General features: G+C 65.9%; 19 protein-coding genes. 6 read left to right on the top strand and 13 right to left on the bottom strand.

From position 1 onward, the window contains the following. Positions 1-64: 64 nt before the first annotated feature. The 3 genes from AC731_RS11180 to AC731_RS11170 all read right to left on the bottom strand — a co-directional run bounded on the left by AC731_RS11180 (position 65) and on the right by AC731_RS11170 (position 4,273). A complete protein-coding gene (locus AC731_RS11180) occupies positions 65-1,408 on the bottom strand; it encodes a UDP-glucose dehydrogenase family protein (RefSeq protein ID WP_048706087.1) in 1,344 nt (447 codons plus the stop codon). A gap of 146 nt (positions 1,409-1,554) precedes the next feature. Then, positions 1,555-2,679 carry a hypothetical protein gene (locus AC731_RS11175; RefSeq protein WP_048706085.1) on the bottom strand — a complete coding sequence of 375 codons (1,125 nt, stop codon included), beginning with the start codon at positions 2,677-2,679 and terminating at the stop codon, positions 1,555-1,557. A gap of 7 nt (positions 2,680-2,686) precedes the next feature. Further along, on the bottom strand, positions 2,687-4,273 hold the full coding sequence (locus tag AC731_RS11170) for an MBOAT family O-acyltransferase (protein ID WP_048706082.1): 1,587 nt from the start codon (positions 4,271-4,273) through the stop codon (positions 2,687-2,689). A 325-nt stretch (positions 4,274-4,598) separates the two neighbouring features. On the opposite strand from AC731_RS11170, the gene AC731_RS11165 reads away from it, so the two are divergent. Further along, positions 4,599-4,793, top strand: coding sequence for a hypothetical protein (locus AC731_RS11165; protein ID WP_048706080.1), 195 nt, complete (start codon positions 4,599-4,601; stop codon positions 4,791-4,793). Positions 4,794-4,845: 52 nt separating this feature from the next. Continuing rightward, a complete protein-coding gene (locus AC731_RS11160; RefSeq protein ID WP_048706077.1) occupies positions 4,846-7,272 on the top strand; it encodes a hypothetical protein in 2,427 nt (808 codons plus the stop codon). A 65-nt stretch (positions 7,273-7,337) separates the two neighbouring features. Here the strand turns inward: AC731_RS11160 and AC731_RS11155 are convergent, their stop codons facing one another. The 8 genes from AC731_RS11155 to cysQ all read right to left on the bottom strand — a co-directional run bounded on the left by AC731_RS11155 (position 7,338) and on the right by cysQ (position 17,354). After that, positions 7,338-7,955 carry an RES family NAD+ phosphorylase gene (locus tag AC731_RS11155; protein ID WP_237266520.1) on the bottom strand — a complete coding sequence of 206 codons (618 nt, stop codon included), beginning with the start codon at positions 7,953-7,955 and terminating at the stop codon, positions 7,338-7,340. 61 nt (positions 7,956-8,016) lie between these two features. Next, positions 8,017-8,397, bottom strand: coding sequence for an antitoxin Xre-like helix-turn-helix domain-containing protein (locus AC731_RS11150; protein WP_048706075.1), 381 nt, complete (start codon positions 8,395-8,397; stop codon positions 8,017-8,019). A gap of 168 nt (positions 8,398-8,565) precedes the next feature. Then, entirely contained in the window at positions 8,566-9,807 is a 1,242-nt protein-coding gene (locus tag AC731_RS11145; RefSeq protein ID WP_205626591.1) for a pyridoxal-dependent decarboxylase, exosortase A system-associated, read from the bottom strand. Between the two features lie 67 nt (positions 9,808-9,874). Continuing rightward, positions 9,875-11,671 carry an asparagine synthetase B family protein gene (locus AC731_RS11140; RefSeq protein WP_082794310.1) on the bottom strand — a complete coding sequence of 599 codons (1,797 nt, stop codon included), beginning with the start codon at positions 11,669-11,671 and terminating at the stop codon, positions 9,875-9,877. Between the two features lie 150 nt (positions 11,672-11,821). After that, positions 11,822-13,027, bottom strand: a complete 1,206-nt coding sequence (locus AC731_RS11135; protein ID WP_048706072.1) for a right-handed parallel beta-helix repeat-containing protein — start codon at positions 13,025-13,027, stop codon at positions 11,822-11,824. Between the two features lie 42 nt (positions 13,028-13,069). Then, positions 13,070-14,650, bottom strand: coding sequence for an acyl-CoA ligase (AMP-forming), exosortase A system-associated (locus AC731_RS11130; protein WP_048706070.1), 1,581 nt, complete (start codon positions 14,648-14,650; stop codon positions 13,070-13,072). Positions 14,651-14,830: 180 nt separating this feature from the next. After that, positions 14,831-16,567 (bottom strand): SLC13 family permease, encoded by a 1,737-nt coding sequence (locus AC731_RS11125; RefSeq protein ID WP_048706068.1) that lies wholly within the window; start codon positions 16,565-16,567, stop codon positions 14,831-14,833. 16 nt (positions 16,568-16,583) lie between these two features. Continuing rightward, the gene (cysQ, locus tag AC731_RS11120) at positions 16,584-17,354 is read right to left on the bottom strand and encodes a 3'(2'),5'-bisphosphate nucleotidase CysQ (RefSeq protein WP_048706066.1); all 771 of its coding nucleotides are present in this window, start codon (positions 17,352-17,354) and stop codon (positions 16,584-16,586) included. A gap of 193 nt (positions 17,355-17,547) precedes the next feature. Between cysQ and cysD the strand changes: the two genes are divergently transcribed. The 4 genes from cysD to AC731_RS11100 all read left to right on the top strand — a co-directional run bounded on the left by cysD (position 17,548) and on the right by AC731_RS11100 (position 22,165). After that, a complete protein-coding gene (gene cysD / locus AC731_RS11115) occupies positions 17,548-18,465 on the top strand; it encodes a sulfate adenylyltransferase subunit CysD (RefSeq protein WP_205626590.1) in 918 nt (305 codons plus the stop codon). An 81-nt stretch (positions 18,466-18,546) separates the two neighbouring features. Then, entirely contained in the window at positions 18,547-20,460 is a 1,914-nt protein-coding gene (cysN, locus tag AC731_RS11110) for a sulfate adenylyltransferase subunit CysN (protein ID WP_062450104.1), read from the top strand. Between the two features lie 3 nt (positions 20,461-20,463). Further along, positions 20,464-20,994 carry a 1,6-anhydro-N-acetylmuramyl-L-alanine amidase AmpD gene (gene ampD, locus AC731_RS11105; RefSeq protein ID WP_205626589.1) on the top strand — a complete coding sequence of 177 codons (531 nt, stop codon included), beginning with the start codon at positions 20,464-20,466 and terminating at the stop codon, positions 20,992-20,994. 331 nt (positions 20,995-21,325) lie between these two features. Next, entirely contained in the window at positions 21,326-22,165 is an 840-nt protein-coding gene (locus AC731_RS11100) for a transglycosylase SLT domain-containing protein (protein WP_038011391.1), read from the top strand. 45 nt (positions 22,166-22,210) lie between these two features. Here AC731_RS11100 and AC731_RS11095 read toward each other — a convergent pair whose 3' ends face one another. Then, positions 22,211-23,383, bottom strand: coding sequence for a pyridoxal phosphate-dependent aminotransferase (locus tag AC731_RS11095; protein ID WP_048706061.1), 1,173 nt, complete (start codon positions 23,381-23,383; stop codon positions 22,211-22,213). A 104-nt stretch (positions 23,384-23,487) separates the two neighbouring features. Beyond that, positions 23,488-25,335, bottom strand: a complete 1,848-nt coding sequence (locus AC731_RS11090) for a phosphoenolpyruvate carboxykinase (GTP) (protein WP_048706059.1) — start codon at positions 25,333-25,335, stop codon at positions 23,488-23,490. Positions 25,336-25,439: the final 104 nt, after the last annotated feature.

Raw genomic sequence — 25,439 nt, 5'->3', positions numbered from 1 at the left:
GTTATGTCGGCAACGCGAGTCCATGACGGCATGACTCATCCCGCGGAGGTCGTCTAGTTCTTCATCATGTCCGCTGGCGTGCGGGGCGGCCAACACTGAAGTACTGCCAGCCGTCTTCTTCCAGACGGTTCGGGCTGTAGAGGTTGCGTCCGTCCACAATGACCTTGCCCTTGAGCAGGTTCGCCATCTCCTCGAAATCCGGTGCCCGGAACTGCTGCCATTCCGTGCAGATTGCCAGTGCATCGGCGCCTTCCAACGCGCTGTACTTGTTGCCGCACAGTGCGAGATCAGGCCGGTCGCCGTAGATGCGCCGGGTCTCGTCCATTGCCACCGGATCGAAGGCCTGTACCTTGGCGCCGGCGCCCCACAGCGCCTCGATGAGCGTGCGGCTTGGGGCCTCGCGCATGTCGTCGGTATTGGGCTTGAAAGCGAGTCCCCAGACGGCGATCGTCTTGCCTGCGAGCTTGTCGGCACCGCCGAAGTGGCGGGCCAGTTTGGCGAAGAGGGTGGTCTTCTGGCGATTGTTGACCGCTTCGACGGCCTTGAGCAGCGGGGCCTCGTAGCCGATCTGGTCGGCGGTGCGGCCCAGAGCCTGGACGTCCTTGGGGAAGCAGGACCCACCGTAGCCGCAGCCGGGGTAGATGAAGTGGTAACCGATACGCGGATCGGCGCCGATACCCTTGCGCACTTCCTCGATGTCCGCGCCCAGGATCTCGGCCATGTTGGCGAGCTCGTTCATGAAGCTGATCTTGGTGGCGAGCATGGCGTTAGCGGCGTACTTCGTGAGCTCGGCACTCTTCACGTCCATGAACATGGTCCGTTCGTGGTTGCGGTTGAAAGGCTCGTAGAGCTCTCGCATCCGTTCCTGCGCCTTGGCCGAGCGGGTGCCGATGATGATGCGGTCGGGCTTCAGGAAGTCACCGACGGCGGCACCTTCCTTGAGGAATTCGGGGTTGGAAACGACATCGAAGGCGATCTGCTCGCCGCGCTCTGCAAGGACCTGTTCGACTTTGGCCTGGACCTTGTCTGCGGTTCCGACCGGGACTGTGGACTTGTTGACGATGACGCGGTAGCTCGGCATGTGGCGGGCGATGCTCTCGGCCACTGCGAGCACGTACTGGAGGTCGGCCGAGCCGTCTTCGTCGGGCGGTGTACCGACGGCAATGAACTGCACCTCGGCATGTTTGACCGCATCTTCCACATCGGTGGTGAAGCGCAACCGGCCTTCGGCGACGTTGCGCTCGACGATGGGCTGCAGGCCCGGCTCCCAGATCGGTATGACCCCGGCTTTGAGCCTGTCGATCTTGCTCTGGTCGATGTCCATGCAGACGACTGTGTGGCCGACTTCTGCCAGGCACGCGCCCGTGACCAGACCGACGTAGCCGGTACCGAAGATGGTGAGTTTCATGGATGGCTCGCTGTTGTGTTAATTAGGGCGCTGATCTTGACGAGGCATAGATGTAATGTCAAAAGCCTAGCCCCCAAGGATGACGCTTTCAACGGCAGGGGCGGCGGTTCGCGGGGAGCGGGGGGCGGGTGAGTTGTGGATCACTCTCAGTTAGGTAGGCAGCTGTTGTTGTCGAGGAGCCGTGCAAGCATCACCTCGCCCAACTCTGCCGTGTAGTGCGCAGGCTCCCAAAACCACCGTATGTGCTTGTTCCGAATCTCCGGGCCAGGTGGCTCCTCGTCCAGATCGAGCCCTTGCGTGTTGAAGTTCGTGAACGGCACGCCCGAAGTCGTCGCTATTTCTTCAATTTTGCTGACCCACTGCGCGTAGGTGTCGCCCAATCCCGATTCGGCGATGATTCGGTGGTAGTCGGCGTGGTAAGGATTGATGAAGAGCGTGACGGATAACTCGTGCTGCCGCGCCCAGTCTAAAAAATTGCGCAGGGCGTCGAAGCTTTCCGAGCTCTGCTGGCCGCGAGGTAGGAGGCCGAGCGTAGGCTTGGATAGGCGGGTGCGCAGCTCCGCGTTTTTCTGTGCAAAGAGAACGTGCTGTCCTTCGCTCCGAATAATGGCCTGATAGTCACGCCCGGGATTGAAACCGTCGGCTCTACGGTCCGACGTGAGGGGGACCTGCTGCTGGATCACGGTTTCGAGCGAGTCAGTCAGGGTTGTGAGTGAGAACAGTGCGCCGAGTTTGTCCCGGGCCTGCAGTTGAATGAGTTGCCAGGCGGGAACATCCTCGCTGCGGATGTGAAGGCGCCCGGCGTAGCTCCGTGCCAGCGCGGGCCAGTTGGGCGCGTGGGCCGGCGCGTCTTCGTCCTCCAGAAAATCCAGGAAGTCAACCGCGAGCAGGACGTGTTTGCCGCCGCCGGCCATTAGGGCGTGCTTTGCGTACTGCGTCTGCATGTAGAAGCTGGCGCCGGGGATACCGGTGTTGAAGACCGGTTTGTAGTCATCAGGCCAACAGGGGCTTTGCGGGTTGAGACCGAGTTCGGGGCGTGAGTTGCCGGCGATGACTGTGGCCGGGCGTGCAGCGGTGGCCATGTAGGGCTTGGCAACTCGCACGCGTTCAGCGGCGGCGGGCTTTATGGCGTTGAAGCCTTGGGTGCGGGGGGTACCGAACAGGCCGTAGGGGTCGATGAGGTAATTGAGGCAGGCAACTGCAGCGCACACCAGGGCAAAGCTGAGCGCCAACCAGAGCAGGAAGCGACGCGAGGCGGTGGGGCTGTCCATGGCGGGTTCAGAACTGGAAGTAGAGGAATTCGGAGATGCGCGTCATGGCGAGCACGGCGATTGAGGCGAGCAGACCGATGCCAATGGCCCAGCTGATGCTTTCGTGCCAAGCGAGTTTGTCCGTGAGTTGCTTGCCTGGCTGGAGTTCGTCTTCGTCGCGACCTCGATGCAGATGAAGGCCGGGCTGGGAGTAGCGCATGATCTGCTGCGTGTTGGGCATGATGAGAGCGATTGGCAGCAGCGCGGCGATCCACAGCCAAGTGAAGACGAACTGCGAGCCGCCGCCGAGGTAGGTGTTGAAGCCGAAGCTGGCGAGTACGGGCCACACCGCATCTAGTCGTGCGGCGATGGCGTTGGGCAGTGCGATGCCGTTGAGGCCGGCCATGCCCTGCAGCACGGCGACGGCAGTGTCGAAGCTGCCTGCGCGGAAGAATACCCAGCCGATGACGACGGCGACGAAGGTGACGAGCCACGACAGGGCCTTGGCAAGCGGTGCTGGAAGCAACCCCTGCGGGCAGAGGCGTGTGGTGGTGTGCCGCCAGGCGTGGTTGATGCACAGATACAGGCCGTGCAGCGCGCCCCAGGCGACGAAGGCCCAGCCCGCGCCGTGCCACAGGCCGCCGAGCAGCATGGTGAGCATGAGGTTGCGGTAGCGCATGAGCCGCCCTGCGCGGTTGCCGCCGAGCGCTATGTAGAGGTAGTCGCGTAGGAATGCCGACAGCGTCATGTGCCAGCGCCGCCAGAATTCGATGATGTTGGTGGCCTTATAGGGCGAGTGGAAGTTGACCGGCAGGACAATGCCGAACATGCGCGCGGCCCCGATTGCCATGTCGGAGTAACCGGAGAAGTCGAAGTAGAGCTGAAGCGTGTAGGCGAGCGCGCCACCCCAGGCCTCGAAGAAGCTAAGCGTGCTACCCGCGGCGGCGGCATTGAAGACCGGAGTGGCGTACTGGGCGACGCCGTCGGCGAGGACGGTCTTCTTGAAAAGCCCGAGGGCGAAGATGCTGACGCCGATAGCCATGTTCTGCGCCCGCGGCGTGAGCGCACCGGGCTTCATGAACTGCGGCAGTATGTCGCGGTGATGGACGATGGGGCCGGCGATGAGCTGTGGGAAAAAGGTGACGAAGAGCGCGTAGTGGGCGAACCGGTATTCGCGCGCTTGGCCTTGGTATGCGTCGACGAGGTAGGCGATCTGCTGGAATGTGAAGAAGGAGATCGCTAGCGGCAGGATGATGGTGTCGAGGTGGAAGTCGGTGCCTGCGATGGCGTTGAGGCTGTTGACGGTGAAGTTGGCGTACTTGAAGTAGCCGAGCAGGGCGAGGTTGAAGACGACACCAGCCGTCAGCCAGGCTTTGCCGACATGCCGACGGCCTTGGCGGTGCGCGAGTTCGAGCAGGCTACCGAGGCCGAAGTTAACGAGCATCGAAAAGAGCAGCAGCAGCAGATAAGCCGGCCGCCACCACGCGTAAAAGAACAGCGAAGCCAGCACCAGCCAGACAATCGCTGGCTCATGACCTCGCCGCGCTACCCAGAAGTAGCCTGCGAGCGTAATCGGCAGGAACAGGAAAAGAAATTCGTACGAGTTGAAGAGCATTGGCTGTCACGCGTCGCGGAGCGCCCGGGGTGGCACGTGATAATGACCGATGAAAAGTGCATTGTCAGCAGGTCAAAGGGCGTGCCCGCATGGTGCACTGCTTGGTTGCATGGCCGCGCTCGCGGACGGGCACCTGGGTGTCGAGGTTTCTTACACCGTTCGGGGTCTTGAGCGTCCTGCATCGCGATGCTCGTGCCGCAGGTTATTGATCCAGAAAAAGTTCAGCTGCGCTCATCAAGCAAGAACGGTTCTTGCTTTGATCGATGCAAATGTGTTTTTGCAACTGCAGTGCGTTTGCAGGCTGCTTAGCGGATCAGGAGAGGAAATGGAGCAACGTACGCAGACCAAGCTGCGCCGGGTGGTGGATTTGTGCGTCCGTGCCGTTGCGCGCGGGTCCATGCCGTTGTCGAGGGCTGCCCGGACCATGGAGGCTGCAGGTGCGTCTTTCGAGGTGGTGTGCCGGGTGCTGCTGCCGTTCAAGGACGGTGTTTCAAAGAATGTGAGGATCGATGGAGTCTGACCCGATTGCCCCGTAGACTGGCTGCTCATTGAGGACAGGGGGAAGGCGGAGCATGGGGGCGCATTCGGGAGGCTTGAAGGGCAGCGCGCTGATATCGACGGGCTGGGGATTGCTGGCGCTGTGTGGTCTGACGGGCTTGGTGGTGTTTGCCCTGCGTCACCCTTTCGGCGTGGTCGCCGGGTGTGTGATCGCAATCGGCGTTGTTGCCCTGATGAGCGCACGCCGCGACGCCTGGCTGTTCTGTGTGCCGGCGCTGGCGCCCGTGGTCGATCTGGCGGGCTGGTCCGGCGCCATTCACTTGACCGAGAGCGATGCGCTGGTGATGAGCGCGCTGCTGGTGGGCAGTGTGCAGTCGATGGCTCCCATGCGTCTGGCGCGAGCCGATATTAAGGGCGGGCGGCCCTGGCGGTTCGGCCCGCTTCAGCTCGGCGTGGTCGCATTGCTGGGTCTGAGTTTTCTGGTGTCGACGCAGTGGACTGCGGTGGCCGAGGCGGCGGGCGATGCAGCGCTATGGATGGGGTACGGCACCGCCTTGAACGGGCCGCGCCTCGCCAAGGGTTTTCTCTGGGCCGTGTTGTTGCTGCCGCTGCTGGCGCAGGCCTTGCGCGACCGACCGCAGACGGCGACGCAGACGCTGGTGTTCGGCTTGGTGGCGGGGGCTGTGTTGGTTTCGCTGGCTGCGGTGTGGGAGCGCTGGGCGTTCACCGGTTTGTCGGACTTCGCGAGCGATTACCGTACCACGGCACTGTTCTGGGAGATGAACGTGGGCGGCGCCACGCTGGACGGCTGGCTGGCGTTGACGGTGCCCGTGGCCTTGTGGTGGGTGCTGGGTGAGCGTGATGCACGCCGGCTGGCGATCGGGGCGGGGGTGCTTGCCGTGCTGGCCTATGCGAGCTTCACGACCTTCTCCCGCGGGCTGTACCTGGGCTTGGCGGTGGGGGTTGCGGTACTTCTGCTCGCGATGCTGCGGCGTGGGGCGTGGCGGGTGTCGCTTCCGGCGGTGCTTGTGTGGGCCGGGTTTGCGGCGGCGTGCATCTGGCTGCTCGGCGGGGTGTTCCAGGCCGGCGGTTTTCGTGGGTTGGCGGCCATGCTGGGCCTTGCGTTGGCAGTCTTCGGGGTGGCACCGGTGTTCGCGCTGGCGTCGGGCGGTGCGCTGGGGGCTGCGCTGCTGCTTGCACTGGGGGGGACTGTCGCGAGCGCGATCGCCATCGTCCTTGTGCCGAAAGGGGTGTACCTCGCCTATGCATTCAATGCGGTGGCGCTGGGCTGGGCCTTGTTCGCGCATCTTCCGGTACGGCTTGAGCGTGTGGCGGTCGGTCTGGTGCTGGGCCTGCTCGGGTGGCTGGCGGCGAACGCGGTGCTGGTGAGTCACCACTGGGCCGAATCAGGCGGATTGTTGCCGGCCCTGCTGTGCGCGCTCTTCGTCCTCTTGCCGCTTGCGTGGGTGCGCTTGCAGCCCGCGCGCTGTTGGCGGCCGACGGTGCATGGTTGGGTGCTGGTTTCGCTCTGCCTGGGCGCGATGGCCCTGACTGTGGTGAGCCTCAACACCTACTACGCGGCCCAGCGCATGGAGCGTGCTGCTGCCGATCTGGAAGGCCGCTTTGCACACTGGTCCTATGCCGCATCGCTGCCGTCTGCGCAGGGGGCGCAGTGGCTCGGCGTGGGCGTGGGGCAGTTTGCCGAGGCGTATTTCTGGCACGCGCCGCAGGAGGTGTTCCCGGGGTCGCACACCCTGGGTTTCGATGCGGGGAATCCCTATCTGAAGCTGGGGGCGCCGCGTCACGTGCTGGGTTTTGGTGAGCTGTACCGGGTTTCGCAGCGCGTGTCGCCGGGCTTGGCTTCGCCCTTGCAACTGGCGGTGCGCCTGCGCGCTCCCGAGCAGGATGCCCGCCTGGCGGTCGAGGTGTGCCGCAAGCATCTGTTGTACGACGGGGGGTGCACAACAGCCGGTATTCGGGTGCCGCAGGGGAGCGCCTGGAACACCTACCAGTTGATGTTGCCCCCGGGGCGTCTCGGTGTGCCGGCTGCGGGCTTGCCACGGCTGACGGTGTTCTCGATTGCCAACGACAGTCGTGCCTTGCTCGAGGTGGACGAGCTGAGCCTGATCGATGCGCGTGGGCGTGAGCAACTGGGCAACGGACACTTCGAGCAGGGGGCGGATTACTGGTTCTTCTCCAGCGATCGTCATCACTTGCCCTGGCATGCCAAGAACCTGTGGCTCCACTTTTTTGTGGAGCAGGGGTGGCTGGGACTGGTCGCGTTCTCGCTGTTGTGCGTGGCCGCGGCGTCGCGCCTGACGCTGGGGCGCGCGTCAGCGCACCCCTTGGCCCCGCCCTTGCTCGCCGGCCTGACCGCCTTCTTCATCGTCGGCGCCTTCGATAGCCTGGTGGACGCGCCGCGCCTGGCGATGCTCGCGTATCTGCTGATGTTCGCGGCGCTGGGGCTGCAGAGCGGGGGTGCGGCGGCACGGGCGCCTTAGCACTCGGCGCCCGGCGTCTTCCGGCGACTCCGGATGGGTTCGAGCGCTCGAGGCCCCGCAGCAGGTCAGAAGAGCCAGGCGGTTGTAGCAAACACAAAGCGTTCGCTGTCCCGCCGCCATACCACGGCGTCGTGCTGTACGGCGAGCCACCAGGTTTGCATGGAGGGATCGGGTTTGGGGGACGCGAAAGCGGCCGGGTCGAGAACGGCGACGCACCACGCGGCTTCCGTGGCGCGGACCGATGGGTAGAGGATTCCGCCGACGCGTCCCTCTCGCGCAACGCGTGCGAGAGCTTGGGTGGCGCCGTAATCGGTAGGGTGTCTCCAGGCGTTGAGGTCGGCGGCGAAGGGGGGCTCTCGCAGGTCGACAACAGCGGTTGCGAGTCTGACCCGAAATGCGGTGTGCGCCACGGGCTCGATGCGCTCGAGATCGACAGCGTCCTGGAGGAACTTCCAGCGCCAGTACCCCAGTTCGGCACAGGCTGTGCGCACACTTTCCGCGCCGTAGAACACGCCGGGATCTGTGGCGCCTCTGAAGCGCGAACCACCGCGCCTTGAGTCGTAGCGAAACGGTGTTGCCAGCAGAGGGTCCAGCGCGTGGACGCTGGCAGGCCGAGGTGGCTTGCTGGTTTCGAGCAGCAACTCCAGCACATCCTGTTCGGCTGAGTCATCGACGATCTTCATGGTCGATGCGACGTGCTGGGCTTCGACGATACGCCAGGCCGGTGCCGCCCATGGGCGTGCTTCAGACGAGACCGCGAGAGGCGTCCAGGTAATGGACAACACGAACGAGTCCTTCGGTGTGGCTGATGAGTTCGATAGGACGCGCGTTGAGTCCCTTGTTTTCGCTGTTGAGCCATTTGCGCGCGGTGTTTTCGTCGCCGACGATGGAGTCGAGCGAGCGGAACAGACGCACGAACAGTAGCGCGAACTCCCACTCCTTGCGGTGTTGCTCGAGCAGGTAGTCGCCGGCATAGAGCCGCGTGACGGTCGACGGGCTGAGGCCCAGGATTCTGGCGAGGTTTACCCGCGAAACGTTGAGCCGTTCAGCCGCACGTGCGACGGCCTTCGAGAGCACGGCCGCGGCATCGGGTGTTGGGATGGTGGCAGTGGCAGGCGCAGTCATGAAGCTCTCCTTTCTGCTGAAATATTAGTTGATATCTATTTCTGCTGCAAAGGAGGGGCGTCGGTTGAAGTGCGAATGTGGCTTGATGCCGTCGCTCAAGGGCGCTGGGACGAACGATGCCGCGCGGCTGCCCTTCGAGCTGATGTGCCACGCGCTGATCCCGGCAGCTCAGATGAGTACTTCGGTGACCGCCGGATGCCCCAGAAACCGCTGCGGACTGGCCGTGGCGCCATAGGCGCCCGACTGGTAGATGACCACCAGATCGCCCGGCTCGGCAGCGGCCAGGTTCATGCGGTCGGCCAGCAGGTCGAGCGGTGTGCACAGCGGGCCGACGACCGAGACGGTTGCCTGCATGGTTGCGTCCATGCGGTTGCCGATGGCCGCGGGGTAGTTCTTGCGGATGACCTGGCCGAAGTTGCCGGAGGCGGACAGGTGGTGATGCAGGCCGCCGTCGGTGACGAGGTAGGTGTGGCCGCGCGAGACCTTTTTGTCCAGAACCCTGGCGACGTATAACCCCGCTTCTCCTACGAGGTAGCGGCCGAGTTCGATGACGATCTCGGCGTGCGGAAGAGCCGCCTTCGCCTGCGCCACGATGTCGGCGAGGTTGGCACCGATCGGGGCGAGATCGAGCGGTTGTTCACCCGGGAAGTAGGGGATGCCGAAGCCGCCGCCGAGGTTGAGGAACCTGACCGGCGAGGGCGCGTGTTCGGCCAGCCGGCAGGCGAGCGCGAAGCTCTTTTGCTGGGCCTCGACGATGGCTTCGGGCTTGAGATTCTGCGAGCCGGCGAAGAGGTGGAAGCCTTCGAAGGCGAGCCCGGCGCGGTCGATCGCGGCAAGCAGCTCGGGCACCTGTTCGGCATCGACGCCGAACTGCTTGGGCCCGCCGCCCATCTTCATGCCCGAGGATTTCAGCTCGAAATCCGGATTGACGCGCACCGCGACGCGCGCCGGCAGGCCGAGCGCCTGCTGGGCGGCGGCGAGGATGGGCACCTCGCGGAAGGACTCGACGTTGACCAGGATGTCGGCGGCCACGGCCTGGTGCAGCTCGGCGTCGGTCTTGCCGGGGCCGGCGAAGCTGATCTCCTGCGGATCGGCACCGGCGTCCAGCGCCACCATCAGCTCGCCCGCGGACGCCACGTCGATGCCGTCGACCAGCGTCGCCATGTGGCACACCAATGCCGGCATGGGGTTGGCCTTCATCGCATAGTGCAGCTTGACCTCGGCCGGCAGGGCGGCGCGCAACTGCGCCACGCGGGCGCTGAGGAGGCTGCGGTCGTAGGCGTAGAAGGGCGTGCGTCCCACACGTGCGGCAATGCGGCTGAGGGGTTGGCCGTTGATGAGCAGTTCGCTGCTGGCAGCGGGGAACTGGGTCATCGGCGTGTGTTCGGGCAGCTTGCGGGTTTCGGTCATCTTGAGTCTCGATTCGGCAGGGCGGGGCGTTGCGCGTGATCCGTTGTCGGGTGGCGTGTGACGAGCGTCAGGCTGTCTCGTGTTCCCGCATCCAGAATTCCATGATCATCAGGATCCACACCATCTCGCCGTAGTAGCCGGGGTGGGCAGGCAGGTGGGTGTTCAGCAGTTCGTCGATGAACTGGGGGCGGACGATGCCGCGGCTGCGGAAACTGCCCAGCGCGTCGGTCGCGAGCCCCTTGAGGCCCGCGTGCTGGCAGGCCCAGACACCGAAGGGCAGGCCGAAGCCGTGCTTCTTCTTGGCGATGATCTCGTCGGGGAGAAAGCCGCGCAGGGCTTCCTTGAAGAACCAGCGCAGGGTCAGGCGCTTGAGCTTCCATTCCGGAGGCAGCGTGAGCGAGAAGTCGGTGAGCTCGTCGCTGAGCAGCGGGAACGCCACGTCCACGCCGGCCAGCTGGGTGGTGCCGATGACCTTGGGCAGGTCGTTGTCGGCCAGCGTGTATTTCCAGTCGTAGTTGAGCATGCGGTTGATGTGGGCGTGGGCGTTGGTGGCCTGCCACACCTCGCGCTGCGCGCGGTAGGGGCGGTCGGTGTCGACACGCGCGATGAAGTCGGGCGCGAAGACGGTGTCCATGCCCAGTTGGACCAGCATGTTGTACATGTGGATGCGGTCGGGCATGGGCACGCGGGCCTGCTCGACGTAGCTGACGCCCTTCTTGACCACCGGGATGCGGTCCATGCCGGGCAGGGCCAGCGTGGGCTCGAGCAGGCCACGGCGCAGCAGACCGGGCACGCCGTCGTACCAGCCGAAGACCCGCTGCTTGGCGTAGCGGGTGTTGCCACCGAACAGTTCGTCGCCGCCGTCGCCGGCGAGCATGCGCTCGATGCCGTCCTCGCGCGCACGCGCGGCGCAGATCCAGCCGGGCAGGGCGGACGAGTTGCCGAAAGGCTGGTCGTAGTGGGTGGCGACCTGCGGAATGCCTGCTACGAGGTCGTCCGGGGTGACGTAGTACTCGCGGTGGTCGGCGCCGAAACGCTTTGCGGCGATGCGGGCGTACGCCATCTCGTCGTAGCCGCTGGCGTCGAAACCGATCGAATAACTGCGTGCAGGTTGGCCGAGCACCTTGCACAGCATGCCGGTGACGGTGGAACTATCCGTGCCGCCCGACAGGAAGCAGCCCACGCTGGCGCCTTCGGCCTCGCGGCGTACGTCGTCCTCGATGATCTGGAGGAAGCGTGCTTTGGACTCCTCCAGGCTCGGGGTGTTGTCTTCCTCGAAGACCGCTTGCCACCAGCGCCGGCATTCTGCCTTGCCATCCTGCCACTTGAGCAGGTGGCCCTGGGGAAGCCGGAAGACGCCTTCGAAGATGGTCGTCGGCGCCGGGATCATGTGGAAGAAGAGGTACTCGAATACCGCCTGCGACGAGATCTTCCGCGGGACGCCGGGGAGCGTGTCGGCGCGGTCCGAGAAATGCAGTCGTCCCTCGTGTTCGGCATAGCAGATGGGCCAGGTGCCGAAGCGGTCGGTGGCGAGCAATGCCTGGCTGCCATCCCGGGCGATCAGGATGACGCTGAAGCGGCCGGCGGCTTGCTGCAGGGCGTCATCGCCAAGGGTGCGGAAGGCTTGCGCCCAGGCCGCAGCCGCGCCGCGCTGATCCTTGAGTTGCTGCAGGGCGGCGTCCTTGAAGCGGGGCGTGCCAAGCGCAAGGCAGACGCTGCCGTCTTCCTGGAAGACCGTTACATCCGTCCGGTAACCGATTGCACCTTGGGGAAACTGCAGGCGCGCCAGCGTTTCGGGAAAGATCCGGCTGGTGTCGGTGACTGCGTCCGACGCGTGAAGAACACCACAGAACCGCTCAAGCACACTGAACTCCGTTGGCCGCGTAGGCTGGAAAGTTTCGAATCGACGGGATGATGCCGCATGAAGGCGGGATTGTCAGTGCCGAGTGCGATCCGGATATGACAGAAGTCCGCATCGCCCATGCCCGGTCAGCGTCCCAGCCGTCTCGTGCATTCAGAAGTCGTTCTGCAAGGCCCCGGGCAACCCGTTTGGCGACGGGACGAGCGGACGGGTGCCGATCGGCAGTGCGAACTCCGCTTCGGGCACGAGCGAAACGCCGCGTGCGCTGCCGGCCGGCGTGGTGAGGTGGCGCAGCAGCTTGGCGCCGCGAGGGCGAAAGTCGAGTGCGTCGGGCGCAAGCAGACCGCCGGGGGGAAGGGGCACGTTGCCCCGGAACTCGCCGCTCGCCGCAAGTGTGAAGGCACCGATGCCCGCAGTGATGTTGTTGATGCCCAGCACCTCGACATTGCCGGGCAACTTGTCGGTGAAGGTACGCAGGAACCAGGTGCCGGTCAGGCGATCGCTGAGCAGGGTGTTGTGTGACAGGTAGAGCGCGCTGTCGGGCCAGGCCTCGCCTTCTGCGCCGTAGGACACGACCACCGGGTTCTGGGTATGGGCGCTCTGGCCGATGATGTTGCCGATGACGAAGGCCAGGCCGCCGTTGGGCAGGTCGATCTCGTAGGACGCTTCGCCTGCCGGACCGTCGAAGAGCAGGTTGTAGCGGATGTCGTTATGGCGCGCGCGCGATTTGAGCAAGTGGCCGTGGTAACCCTGATGGAAGCGGCTGCCGCTGATCTCGAAACGGGCGATGCGGCCGACGTAGAGCAGGTGTGGCAGCGGTTGCGGCTGCCGCGGGGCCTGTGCGAACAGGCTGTCGCGGATGATGAGTTCCGCCTCTTCGAAGTTTGCCGTCAGCAAGCCGACCTGGTTGTCGACGAAGCTGCTGTTGCTCACTTCCAGTCGCCCACGCTCGAAGCGGATGCCGGCGCCATTGCCGTCAGCCGCGCGGGCGCCTTGGAAAGCGATGTTCTCGATCCGGATGTCGCCGTTGCGGATCACCCAGATGGCCTTGCCCTCCGCGTTCTTGCCGTCGGCAATCAGCACTGGCCGTTCGCCCATACCGCGGATGAGCAGGCGTTTCTGGTGCCACACCGTGACGTCGCCCCGGTACTCGCCAGGCAGGATCTCGACGATGTCGCCGTCCCGTGCGGCCTTCGCTGCATCGGCGATGCGCGTGAAGGCTTCGCCCGGACCGACGCGGATGACGGCTGCAGCGAGATCCGATGACAGGATGCAGGTGGCTATGAGCAGTGCCGCATGGAGAAGTGCCGTATGCGCGCGTCGGCTGCGCCGCGCGGCAATCGGGCGAGGGGGCCGCATGGCCCCTTCATATCCGCGAGACATGAGCACCGCCGAGCTCGGTCAGACCTCGCTGGACAGCGTCTTGCGGTCGATCTTGCCGTTGGGGTTGCGCGGCAGCGGCCCGTCGCGCATCTCGATGCGCGTCGGCACCATGTAGGCGGGCATGCGCTGGCGACATTCGGCCAGCAGTGCCGCGGTGTCGAGCGACCCACCCTGCGGTGGCGTGGCGATGACGGTGATGCTCTGGCCCAGGGTGTCGTGCGCGACGCCGAAGGCCGCGCATTCACCGACCAGCTTGGTCGCGTACAGGATCTCCTCGACCTCGGTTGGGCTGACGCGGTAGCCGGAGGTCTTGATCATCTCGTCGCGGCGGCCGATGAAGTAGAGGAAGCCCTCTTCGTCGCGCCGCACGGTGTCGCCGGAAAACACGGCGATCTCGGGCAGCACCAGCCCGCCCTGGCGGCCCGGCGCGTGGCTGGGCAAGGGCTTGAAGCGTTCGGCGGTCTTCTCGGGGTCGTTCCAGTAGCCCATCGCGACGAGCGCGCCGCGCTGCACCAGCTCGCCCGGTTCGTTGGGCGCGCATTCGCTGCCGTCCTCGCGCAGCACGACCACGTCGGAATTGGGGATGGCCTTGCCGATCGAGTCGGGCCGGCGGTCGGCTTCCTCCGGTGGCAGGTAGGTGGCGCGGAAGGCCTCGGTGAGACCGTACATCAGGAAGGGCCGGGTCTTCGGCAGCATGCCGCGCAGCGTGGTCAGGGTCTCGAGTGGCATGCGGCCGCCGGTGTTGGCGATGTAGCGCAGGTGCTCGGTGATGGTTTCCGGCCACTGCAGCTGCGAGAGCTGGATCCACAGCGGCGGAACGGCGGTCAGGCCGGTGACCTTCTCCTTCTCGATGGCTTTCAGCACGTCGCGCGGCAGCAGGTAGTTGAGCAGCACGACGCGGGCGCCGCTGTGGAAGGCGGTCGTCAGCTGTGAGAAACCGGCGTCGAAGGAGAGCGGCAGTGCCGCCAGCAGGGTGTCGTTGGCGTTGTTGCCAAGGTACTCGGCAACGCTCTTGGCGCCGGTGACCATGTTGCGATGGGAGAGCACGACGCCCTTGGGTCTGCCGGTGCTGCCCGAGGTGTAGAGGATGGCGGCCATGTCGGCGTCGATGACGCGGTGGCCGGGAGCGGCCGGCGCCGCCATCAGGTCGTTGAGCCGATGCACGGATGCGCCGGGCAGGGCAGGGAGCTCTGCCGGATTGCCGGTCAGCACGACGTGGCGCAGGTCATGGCAGCTGCCCAGGGTCTGGGCGAGTGCGGCGAAGCGCTCGGGCGAGGTCAGCAGCACCCGGACGTTGCAGTCCTGCAGGATGTAGCCGACCTGTTCGGGCTTGAGTATCGGGTTCACTGGCACGAACACGCCGCCCGCGGCCGTGGCGCCGAACATGCCCACCACCGTCTCGATGCGCTTGTCCAAGTAGATGCCGACCCGTTCGCTGCGCTCCAGGCCCAGCTGGCGCAGTCCGGCGGCAAAGGCCTGCACCTCGGCGGCCAGTGCGCCATAGCTGCGCTGTTCGGCGCCGAAGCTCAGGGCGGCCGCTTCGGGCGTCTGCTGGGCGGAGGAAAGAATAAGCTGATGCAGCAAGTGAGTGGCGTTCATATCGAACCAGGGTCGGCAACAGTCGGTGAATGATGCAATGCCACAAGGTTAGTCGCAGAGCGTTGAGGCGACAACCGCCTGGCGTCGGAAAAAGGACCAGGAGGCGCGTCGCCGTGCTTTGCTCCACGGAGGCGCGCCTGCTCCGTCGAGGGCTGCGGCCTTCACGCGGACGGGGGCGAATCAGCCCGGGCGAAACGGAAATGCCAGCGGCACCAGCAGCAGCACGCCGATCGAATAGGTCAGGCTGATTGGCAGCCCCGCGCGCAGGAAGTCGCGCATGCGGTAGCGGCCCGCCGAATACACCATCAGGTGCGTCTGGTAGCCGAAGGGGATCAGAAAGCCTGCGCTGGCACCGTAGGCGACGACCATCACGAACGGGGTCGGGTCCACGCCGAAGGCGCGTGCGGTGCCCAGCGCGATCGGGAAGGCCAGCGCCGCAGCGGCGTTGTTGGTGACGAGTTCGGTGAGTGCAAGGGTGATCAGGTAAACGCCGACCAGTGCGCCGGATACGCCGTAGCCGTCGAAGAGCTGTCGCATCCAGCCGGCCATGAGTTCCGCGGCGCCGGAGCGCTCGATGACGCCGGCGATCGTCAGCGCGGAGGCGATCACGATCATCAGCTCGAAGGGAAAACGCCGCCGCATCTCGCCAAGCGTCAGCAGGCCGCTCGCGAGCAGGGCCGCCAGCAGGATCAGCAGCCCGCTGAACAGCGGCAGCCATTCCAGTGCCGACAGCAGGATGACCGCGGCGAAGCCCGACAGCGCCAGCGTGCTCTGCCGCGCCGTCATGCGCGGGCGCAGGCCTGCACCATTGAGCACGTGGAAGTTGCGGTCGAGGTTGCGGTGCTGGAAGAAGTCCGGTCCCGCGGCGAGCAGCAGACTGTCGCCGACGCGCAGCGGGATGCGGCCGAGCTGGCCGGTGAGGCGCTTGTCGCCGCGGCGGATGCCGACGACGCCGGCATCGAACATGGTGCGGAAGTCGACATCGCGTAGCGTGCGGTTGGCCAGCTCCGACTGGTTGGAGATGACGACCTCGACCAAGTTCGACTTGAGCAGGGCGTCTGCGCCTGCGCCGAATACCTGAAGGCCCGGAAACCGCTGCAGGGCCTGAACCTTGGTGACCTCTCCGGTAAAGACGAGCACGTCGCCCGCGAGCAGGACCTCGGCGGGGCCGACGGGCGAGATCAGGTGGCCGTCACGCTCGATCTCGACGAGGAACAGGCCCTCCAGGTTGCGCAGGCGGTTCTGCTCGATGCTGCGGCCGACCAATGGCGAGTCGGGCGCGAGGCGGGCCTCGAGGAAATAGGCTGAACGCGATTCCTCCTCGGTGGCCGCATTCGTGGGTAGCAGCCGCGTACCGAGTGCCATGACCACGATGCACATGATCGCCACCGGCAGGCCGACCACGGTGAACTGGAACATGTGCAGTGGGGGCAGTCCGGCCTCGATCGCGAAGGAATTCACCACGAGGTTGGTCGAGGTGCCCACCAGGGTCGTGATCCCGCCCAGGATCGAGGCGTATGACAGGGGTATCAGCAGCTTCGAAGGTGGATGGCGCCGCTGTTTCGAGATCGGCCCCAGCAGGGCCCCGACGACCGCGGTGTTGTTCATGAAGGCCGAGATCAGGGTGGCGAAACCGCCGAGTTTCAGTATTGCGCGCCCTTCACTGCCCTTGAGCAGCGAGGAGGACAGGCGGTCGAGCAGCGGTGAGCGTTCCAGCGCCAGCGACACCAGCAGCAGCAGGATCAGCGTGGCCAGTGCCGGGTTGGTGAAGCTGGACAGGAAGGCCTGCTGGCTCGACAGCCCCAGCAGGTGGTAGCCGCCCGCCCAGGTGGCGAACAGGATGGCGGGGCTGATGCGCCCGTGCACGAGCAGGGCGAGCAGGACGGCGATGGAGCCGAGGACGAGGTAGGCCGTCATCTGCGGACTGTGCGTGTCATGCGGCGCCGCAGGCGACGAAGTGAGGGTTGTCGAAACCCGGCTTGCCGTAGCGCAGCGGTTCGCCGGACAGGGTCTTTACGCGGCCCCCCGCGGCGGCGAGCACGGCGTGACCGGCGGCGATGTCCCATTCCATGGTGCGACCGAGGCGGGGATAGAGGTCGGCCTCCGCACAGGCGATCAGGCACAGCTTGAGCGAGGAGCCGGCATTCTTGAGCGCGGCGACCTTGCGCCCGCCAAGGAACGCCTCCAGCGCCGCGGCGTCGCCATGCGAGCGGCTGGCCACGACCGTGAGGCCATCGGCCGGCACCCCGCGGCAGGCAATCGGGCGGCGCTCGCCGCCTTCTTCCACGAACGCGCCTGCGCCGACGCGGCCGGCAAACAGTCGACCGAGCGCCGGCGCGAGGACGGCGCCCAGCACCGGCGTGCCGTGCTCGATGAGGGCGATGTTGACCGTGAACTCGCCGTTGCGGCTGATGAACTCCTTGGTGCCGTCGAGCGGGTCGACCAGCCAGAAACGTTCGCCCACCTCGGGGAGGGCGCCGGCGGCGACGGCCTCCTCGGCCACGATGGGGGTGCCCGGCAGCAGCGCTTCGAGCGCGGGCAGGATCAGCGCCTCGGCACGTTCGTCGGCCTCGGTCACGGGCGAGGCGTCGTCCTTGCCGCGCACCGCGAAGTCCGTGCGGTACACCGCCATCACGACATCGCCGGCAGCGCGGATGATGGGCAGGAGGTCCTCGAGCAAGTCGGCGTGGTGCTGGATGGTCACGGTGCTGGTCCGCAGGGGGCAAGGCGCTGCATTTTAGCGACTGCCCGTGCAGTCGGGGCGGGCGATCCCTGTCCGGAGCGACTTTCGCTGCCGATCCAGCACATCCCATCCAAGTTTTCTGCCGGTGCGCGCTCAGGATGCGCGATCATTCGCGCTTCACGTTTTTCCTCGGGCAGATCTGCCTTCCGATTCCATGCAAGCCCTTCAGTCGATCAATCTGACCCACCTGCAACGGCTCGAAGCCGAAAGCATCCACATCCTGCGCGAGGTCGTCGCCGAGGCCGACAAGCCGGTGATGCTGTACTCCATCGGCAAGGACAGCGCGGTCATGCTGCACCTGGCGATGAAGGCCTTCTACCCGGCCGTGCCGCCGTTTCCGCTGCTGCACGTCGATACGCGCTGGAAGTTCCAGGAGATGTACCGCTTCCGCGACCGCATGGCGCAGGAGACGGGCATGGACCTGCTGGTGCACATCAACCCCGAAGGTGTGGAGAAGGACATCAACCCCTTCACCCACGGCTCGGCGATCCACACCGACATCATGAAGACCGAGGGCCTCAAGCAGGCGCTCGACCAGTACGGTTTCGACGTCGCCTTCGGCGGGGCGCGCCGCGACGAGGAGAAGTCGCGCGCCAAGGAGCGCGTGTTCTCGTTCCGCACCGCGCAGCACCGCTGGGACCCGAAGAACCAGCGCCCCGAGCTGTGGAAGCTCTACAACGCCAGAAAGCACAAGGGCGAGTCGATCCGGGTGTTCCCGCTGTCGAACTGGACCGAGCTCGACATCTGGCAATACATCTATCTCGAGAACATCCCCATCGTGCCGCTGTACTACGCCGCCGAACGCCCGGTGGTGGAACGCGACGGCACGCTGATCATGGTCGACGACCACCGCATGCCCTTGAAGCCCGGCGAGGTGCCGATGATGAAGAAGGTGCGCTTTCGCACCCTGGGCTGCTACCCGCTGACCGGTGCGGTGGAGTCCGAGGCCGACACGCTGCCGGCGATCATCCAGGAGATGCTCCTCACCCGCACCTCCGAGCGCCAGGGTCGGGTGATCGACCACGATTCCGCCGCTTCCATGGAAAAGAAAAAGCAAGAGGGGTACTTCTGATGCGCCCCCACACTCACATTCGTTCGTTGCCCCCCGAGGGGGCGAAGGCCTCCTTTGGGGCGGCCCTGCAGGAGGCCTGACATGGCACACGTTTCCGACCTGATCGCCACCGACATCGAGCAATACCTGAAGGCGCACGAGCACAAGAGCCTGCTGCGCTTCATCACCTGCGGCAGCGTGGATGACGGCAAGAGCACGCTGATCGGCCGCCTGCTGTATGAATCGAAGATGCTGTTCGAGGACCAGCTCGCCGCGGTCGAGGCCGACTCGAAGAAGTTCGGCACCCAGGGCGACGCGATCGACTTCGCGCTGCTGGTCGATGGCCTGGCCGCCGAGCGCGAGCAGGGCATCACGATCGACGTGGCCTACCGCTTCTTCTCCACCGACAAGCGCAAGTTCATCGTCGCCGACACCCCGGGCCACGAGCAGTACACCCGCAACATGGTCACCGGCGCGTCGACGGCGGATGTGGCCATCCTGATGGTCGATGCGCGCAAGGGCATTCTGACCCAGACCCGGCGCCACAGCTACCTGGTGTCGCTGCTGGGCATCCGCCACATCGTGGTGGCGATCAACAAGATGGACCTCGTCGATTACGCAGAGAAGGTCTTTCGCGACATCGTCGAGGACTATTCCGCGTTCGCGGCGCAGATCGGGCTCGACAACGTCACCTTCATCCCGCTGTCGGCCTTCAGGGGCGACAACATCACCACCCCGAGCAGCGCCATGCCCTGGTACCACGGCACGACGCTGATGGGCTACCTGGAGACGGTGGAGGTCGACGACGCGCGCATGCAGCGCGCCCCCTTCCGCCTGCCGGTGCAGTGGGTGAACCGCCCGAACCTGGACTTCCGCGGCTTCGCCGGCCAGGTGGCGAGCGGCGTGATCCGCCCGGGCGACCGCATCCGGGTGCAGCCCTCGGGGCGCGAGAGCACGGTGGCGCGCATCGTCACCCACGGCGGCGACCTTGCGCAGGCGGTGGCCGGGCAGTCGATCACGCTCACGCTGGCCGACGAGATCGACATCTCGCGCGGCGACCTGATCTCGACCGTGGAGGCGCCGGCCGAGGTGGCCGACCAGTTCGAGACCACGATCGTGTGGATGCACGACGAGCCGCTGCTCGCGGGCCGGCCCTACCTGCTCAAGATCGGCGCCAAGACGGTCACGGCCACGATCACCGACATCAAGTACCAGGTGAACGTGAACACGCTCGAGCATGTGGCGGCCAAGACGCTGGAGCTCAACGCCATCGGCGTGTGCAATCTGTCGCTCGACCGGCCGATCGCCTTCGATGCCTACCAGGCCAACCGCGACACCGGCGGCTTCATCCTGATCGACCGCCTGTCGAACAACACGGTCGGCGCGGGCCTGCTGCACTTCGCGCTGCGCCGCGCGCACAACATCCACCTGCAGCACGTCGATGTCGACAAGGCGGCGCGCTCGGCCCAGAAGCACCAGAAGAGCTGCGTGCTGTGGTTCACCGGCCTGTCGGGCGCGGGCAAGTCCTCGATCGCCAACCTGGTCGAGAAGAAGCTGCACGCGCTGGGCCACCACACCTACCTGCTCGACGGCGACAACGTGCGCCACGGCCTGAACAAGGACCTGGGCTTCACCGACGCCGACCGGGTGGAGAACATCCGCCGCGTGGCAGAGGTCGCGAAACTGATGGTGGACGCCGGCCTGATCGTGCTGACCGCCTTCATCTCGCCGTTCAAGTCGGAGCGGCGCATGGCGCGGGCGCTGGTGGAGGAGGGTGAGTTCGTCGAGATCCACGTCGATACGCCGCTCGAAGTGGCAGAGTCGCGTGACCCGAAGGGCTTGTACAGGAAAGCGCGGCGGGGCGAGCTGAAGAACTTCACCGGCATCGATTCGCCTTACGAGGCGCCGGAGTCGCCCGAGATCCGGCTCGATACCGCGAACCGCACGGTGGAGGAAGTGGTCGACGAGGTGCTGAGCGACCTGCTCCAGCGTGGCATCCTTGGGTCGAAAGTGTAGATCGTGCAGGCGCTGACGCTCTTCCTTCCCTCGCCCAATTTCGACCTGCGCCCCGAAGGCGAGGTCGTCCGCCTGATCGTGGTGCACGCCATCAGCCTGCCGCCGGACCAGTTCGGTGGTCCGGGCGTGGCGCAGCTGTTCACCAACGCCCTCGATCCTGGCGAGCACCCCTATTACGCGGACATCCACCACCTGCGCGTGTCCGCGCATTACTTCATCCGTCGCGACGGCACGCTGATCCGCTTCGTGGATCCGGACCTGCGGGCGTGGCATGCCGGGGTGTCGTCATGGCAGGGGCGGGAGCGCTGCAACGACTTCTCGATCGGGATCGAACTCGAGGGCTGCGACACCTTGCCGTTCGAGGCTGCCCAGTATGAGCAACTTGCCCGGCTGGTCGCCGAGCTCGAGCGGCGCTATCCGATCGAGGCCGTGGTGGGGCACTCGGACATCGCGCCGGGGCGCAAGACCGACCCGGGGCCGTGCTTCGACTGGGGGCGGTTCGGCGCGCTGCTAGCCCGGGCGCGCACGGCTTGAAGCCGGCATATCTGCATGTCAAGTTTTGACAAAATGTTTGGGCGAGAATAAGATCCGCCCCCTGCTGCTTTGCAGCATTCTTATTCCTTGACCGATCTCGGTGCGGCGCCTTCCTCAAGGGGAGACGCAGTTTCATGGACGCACGCACCGCGGGGCCCGTCGTCTGGTTGCGGCGACAGGCTTGAACACCTACTGGCGACCGAGCGTGACTGCACGCAGGCGTGGCTTACCGGCCGCGCGGCCCATCGCTTCTGCCGACCACGCGGAAGTCCGGATGCTCCAACCACGGTGCTCCGATCGCAGTCCCTCCGGCCACAGCATGGAGGACACCATGAAACACGCAACTCGAATCAGTGCGCTCGCGCGTCAGGCGGGCGGGGTCGTGTTCAGCATCGCGCACGGCGCCGTTCTTTCCATTGGACTCATGGGCATGGCTTACGTCGCCACCGAAGGTGGTGCGCCCTCAACGGTAAGCTACGCGAATACCCGCGGTGACCTGCAGGTCGGCCCGACGGTTGGCGAGGCGGCAATGGCGCTGGCCGATGCCGATCGCGCGCTACCGGCGCTGAAGGCGCCACGCCAGTCTGTGCCGGGGCTCAGCGTGCCTGCGCCGCGTCTTCGCCACGCGGCGGCGCTCGAGGCGCTGGCGCTGCCCGACTTCGACCTGGCTGCCGAGGACGACGACGGCCTGTCGCCGGAGATGGCACGGGTGCGCGACTGGATCTCGGATACCTATCGTGTGTCCGACGAGGTGCTCGAAACCGCGCTGATGGCGGCCGAGGAGTCGGCGCAGGAGCACGGCTTCGACCCCTTGCTGATCGTGGCGATCATGGCGGTGGAGTCCAGCTTCAATCCGCGCGCCGTCAGCAACATGGGGGCACAGGGCTTGATGCAGGTGATCCCGCGCTTCCATCAGGACAAGATCGGCACCAAGCGCGGCAAGTACGCGCTGTTCGACCCCGAACTCAATGTCCGCGTCGGTACCCAGGTGCTGCAGGAGGGCCTGCAACGCTATGGCTCCATGCAGCGCGCACTGCAGTACTACAACGGCGCCTTGAAGGATCCGAATGCGCGTTACACGCGCAAGGTCATGGCGGTGAAGAAGCGACTGGTCGCAGCCTCGGGCCGCGAAGCCCTGGTCCGGAACGAGACGCCCGCGTCCGCCGGCTGAGGCCGTGCCGGCGAGCGTCGCCGGCTCCTCCCCTGGGCTCGACCCTTACAGCTTGAGTCGGGCGATGCGTTCGGCCGCTTCGAGCAGGCGCTCGCGGCGCGTGGTGTAAGCGATGCGCAGGTGCTGGCGCGGCAGGTGATGCCCGAAATCCAGCCCCGGCGTGGCCGCGACACCGGCTTCCTCGATCAGGCGACGCGCGAGCGCTTCCGAATCCTCTGTCAGCTTCGACACGTCGGCGTAGATGTAGAAGGCGCCCTGCGGCTCGGTTGCGACCGTGAAGCCCAGGCTGCGCAGCGCAGGCAGCAGCGTGTCGCGCCGCGCGGCGAACTCGCGGCGGCGCGCTTCGAGGATCTCCAGCGTCTCGGGCCGGAAGGCCGCCAGCGCAGCATGCTGGGCCGGGGTCGACGGCGAGATGAAGAAGTGCTGCGCGAGCTTCTCGATGTCGCGCACGATCCCGCTTGGCGCCACCAGCCACCCCAGGCGCCAGCCGGTCATGCCGAAGTACTTCGAGAAGCTGTTGACGATGAACAGGTCGTCGGCGGCGTTCAGCGCGGGGTGGGCGAGGGCGGTGGAGGACTCGACGCCGTAGGTCAGTCCCTGGTAGATCTCGTCGACCAGCAGCACACCGCGGCGCGCGTGGGTGACGCCGTACAGCGTGGCGATCTCGGCAGTGCTCAGCAGGGTGCCGGTCGGGTTGGACGGCGTCGCCACCATCAGACCTCGCACGCGCTCGCTCCATGCGGCGTCCACCTGCGCCGGCGTGGGCTGGTAGCGGCTTGCGGCGTCTACCGGCAGCGCGCGGGCGCAGCCTTCGAAGCTGCGCACCAGATGGCGGTTGGACGGATAGCCCGGATCGGGCAGCAGCCATTCGTCACCCGGGTCGGTGGTGGCGGCCAGGGCCAGCATCAGCGCGCCGGACGCGCCCGAGGTGACGATGATGCGCTCGGGGCTGACGTCGGCGCCGAAGCGGTCATGATAGAAACGCGCGATGGCCTCGCGCAGCGCAGGCAGGCCCAGGCCGGGCGTGTAATGCACGTCTCCGCCGGCGATGAAGCGGGTTGCGGCCTCGACGATGGGCTGCGGCGTCGGAAAGTCCGGCTCGCCGACTTCCATGTGGATGATGTCGCGTCCCTGCGCCTCGAGCTCGCGCGCGCGGCGCAGCAGCTCCATGACGTGAAAGGGCTGGATCTCATCGAGGCGGGTCGAGCGGTGAAGCATGGCATGTGTCCTGTACAGCAAAGGCAGGCATTGTCGCCCGAAAAAGAAAAAGCGCCGACCGGCGGCGCTTTTTCGGTGCGGAGCGCGTCAGCGCCCGGGCAGGCTCAGTCGGCGTTGAGCGCCAGTTCGAACAGTTCGCGCTTGAGTACGAGCTGGCGCGGCAGGCGGTCCTGCAGCTTGTCGAACCATTCCTTGTGCAGGGCGAGTTCGGTGCGCCAGGCATCGGCGTCGATCTGGGTCAGGGCTTCGAACTCCTCGCGGGTGACGTCGGCGCCGGTCCAGTCGAGATCCTCGAAACGCGGCATCCAGCCGAGCGCGGTTTCCTTGGCGGCGATCTTGCCCTTGCAGCGGTCGACGATCCACTTCAGCACGCGCATGTTCTCGCCGAAGCCCGGCCACATGAAGTTGCCGTTTTCGTCCATGCGGAACCAGTTCACGCAGAAGATCTTGGGCGTGTTCTCGACCACGTGGCCCATCTTCAGCCAGTGGTTGAAGTAGTCGCCCATGTGATAGCCGCAGAAGGGCAGCATGGCGAACGGGTCGCGGCGCACCACGCCCTGCGCGCCAAAGGCGGCAGCGGTGGTTTCGGAGCCGAGGGTCGAGGCCATGTAGACGCCGAAGTTCCAGTTGAAGGCCTGGTACACCAGCGGCACGGTGGTGGCGCGGCGGCCGCCGAAGATGAAGGCCGAGATCGGCACGCCGGCGGGATCTTCCCAGTTCGGGTCGATCGACGGGCACTGGCTGGCCGGTGCGGTGAAGCGCGAGTTCGGGTGCGCAGCCTTGCGGCCGGTCTCGCGGCCGATCTCGGGCGTCCAGTCCTTGCCTTGCCAGTCGATCAGGTGGGCGGGCGCCTCCTTGGTCATGCCTTCCCACCACACGTCACCGTCGTCGGTCAGCGCGACGTTGGTGAAGATGATGTTTTCCTTCAGCGTCGCCATGGCGTTGAAGTTGGTCTTCTCGGAGGTGCCCGGAGCGACACCGAAGAAACCGGCTTCGGGGTTGATGGCGTAGAACTTGCCGTCCTTGCCCGGCTTGATCCAGGCGATGTCGTCGCCGACGGTCGTGATCTTCCAGCCGTCGAACGACTTGGGCGGGATCAGCATGGCGAAGTTGGTCTTGCCGCAGGCCGACGGGAAGGCGGCAGCGACGTAGGTCTTCTCGCCCTCGGGGGATTCGACGCCGAGGATCAGCATGTGCTCGGCCAGCCAGCCTTCGTCGCGTGCCATCGTCGACGCGATGCGCAGCGCGAAGCACTTCTTGCCCAGCAGCGCGTTGCCGCCGTAGCCCGAGCCGTAGGACCAGATCTCGCGGGTTTCGGGGAAGTGGACGATGTACTTGGTCGTGGGGTTGCACGGCCAGCGGCTGTCCTTCTCGCCGTGCGCGAGCGGGGCGCCCACGGTGTGTACGCACGGCACGAACTCGCCGTCGGTACCGAGCACCTCGATGGCGCCCTTGCCCATGCGGGTCATGGTGCGCATGTTGGTGGCGACGTAGGGGCTGTCGGAGATCTCGATGCCGATATGGGCGATCGGGCTGCCGAGTGGGCCCATCGAGAACGGAATCACGTACATCGTGCGACCGTGCATCGAACCCTTGAACAGGCCGTTCAGGGTGTCGCGCATGACCTTGGGGTCTTCCCAGTTGTTGGTCGGGCCGGCGTCGGCCTTGTCCTGCGAGCAGATGAAGGTGCGGTCCTCGACGCGGGCGACGTCCGAGGGGTCGGAGCAGGCGAGGTAGGAGTTCTTGCGCTTTTCCGGATTGAGCTTGATCAGCATGCCGGACTCGACCATCTCTGCGCACAGGCGGTCGTATTCTTCCTGCGATCCGTCGCACCAGACGACACGGTCGGGCTCGGTCAGGGCGGCGATCTCGCCGACCCACTGCTTCAGGCCTTCGTGGCGAACGTATTCGGGGGCAGCGGCAATGGCCGCCTGGGCGTGGTTCTGAGACATGTGTACAGCTCTCCCGTGCTGTGATGCGAAACCATTCCCGTCGGTCGGCCATCATTGAAGCAGGTGCTGCCTGGCCGGCGGGCTGCTCGGGCGCCTGCTGGGAC

It is taken from the genome of Thauera humireducens, from assembly GCF_001051995.2.
Taxonomy (GTDB): Bacteria; Pseudomonadota; Gammaproteobacteria; order Burkholderiales; family Rhodocyclaceae; genus Thauera; species Thauera humireducens.
This window is presented reverse-complemented; position numbering and strand designations above follow the sequence as displayed.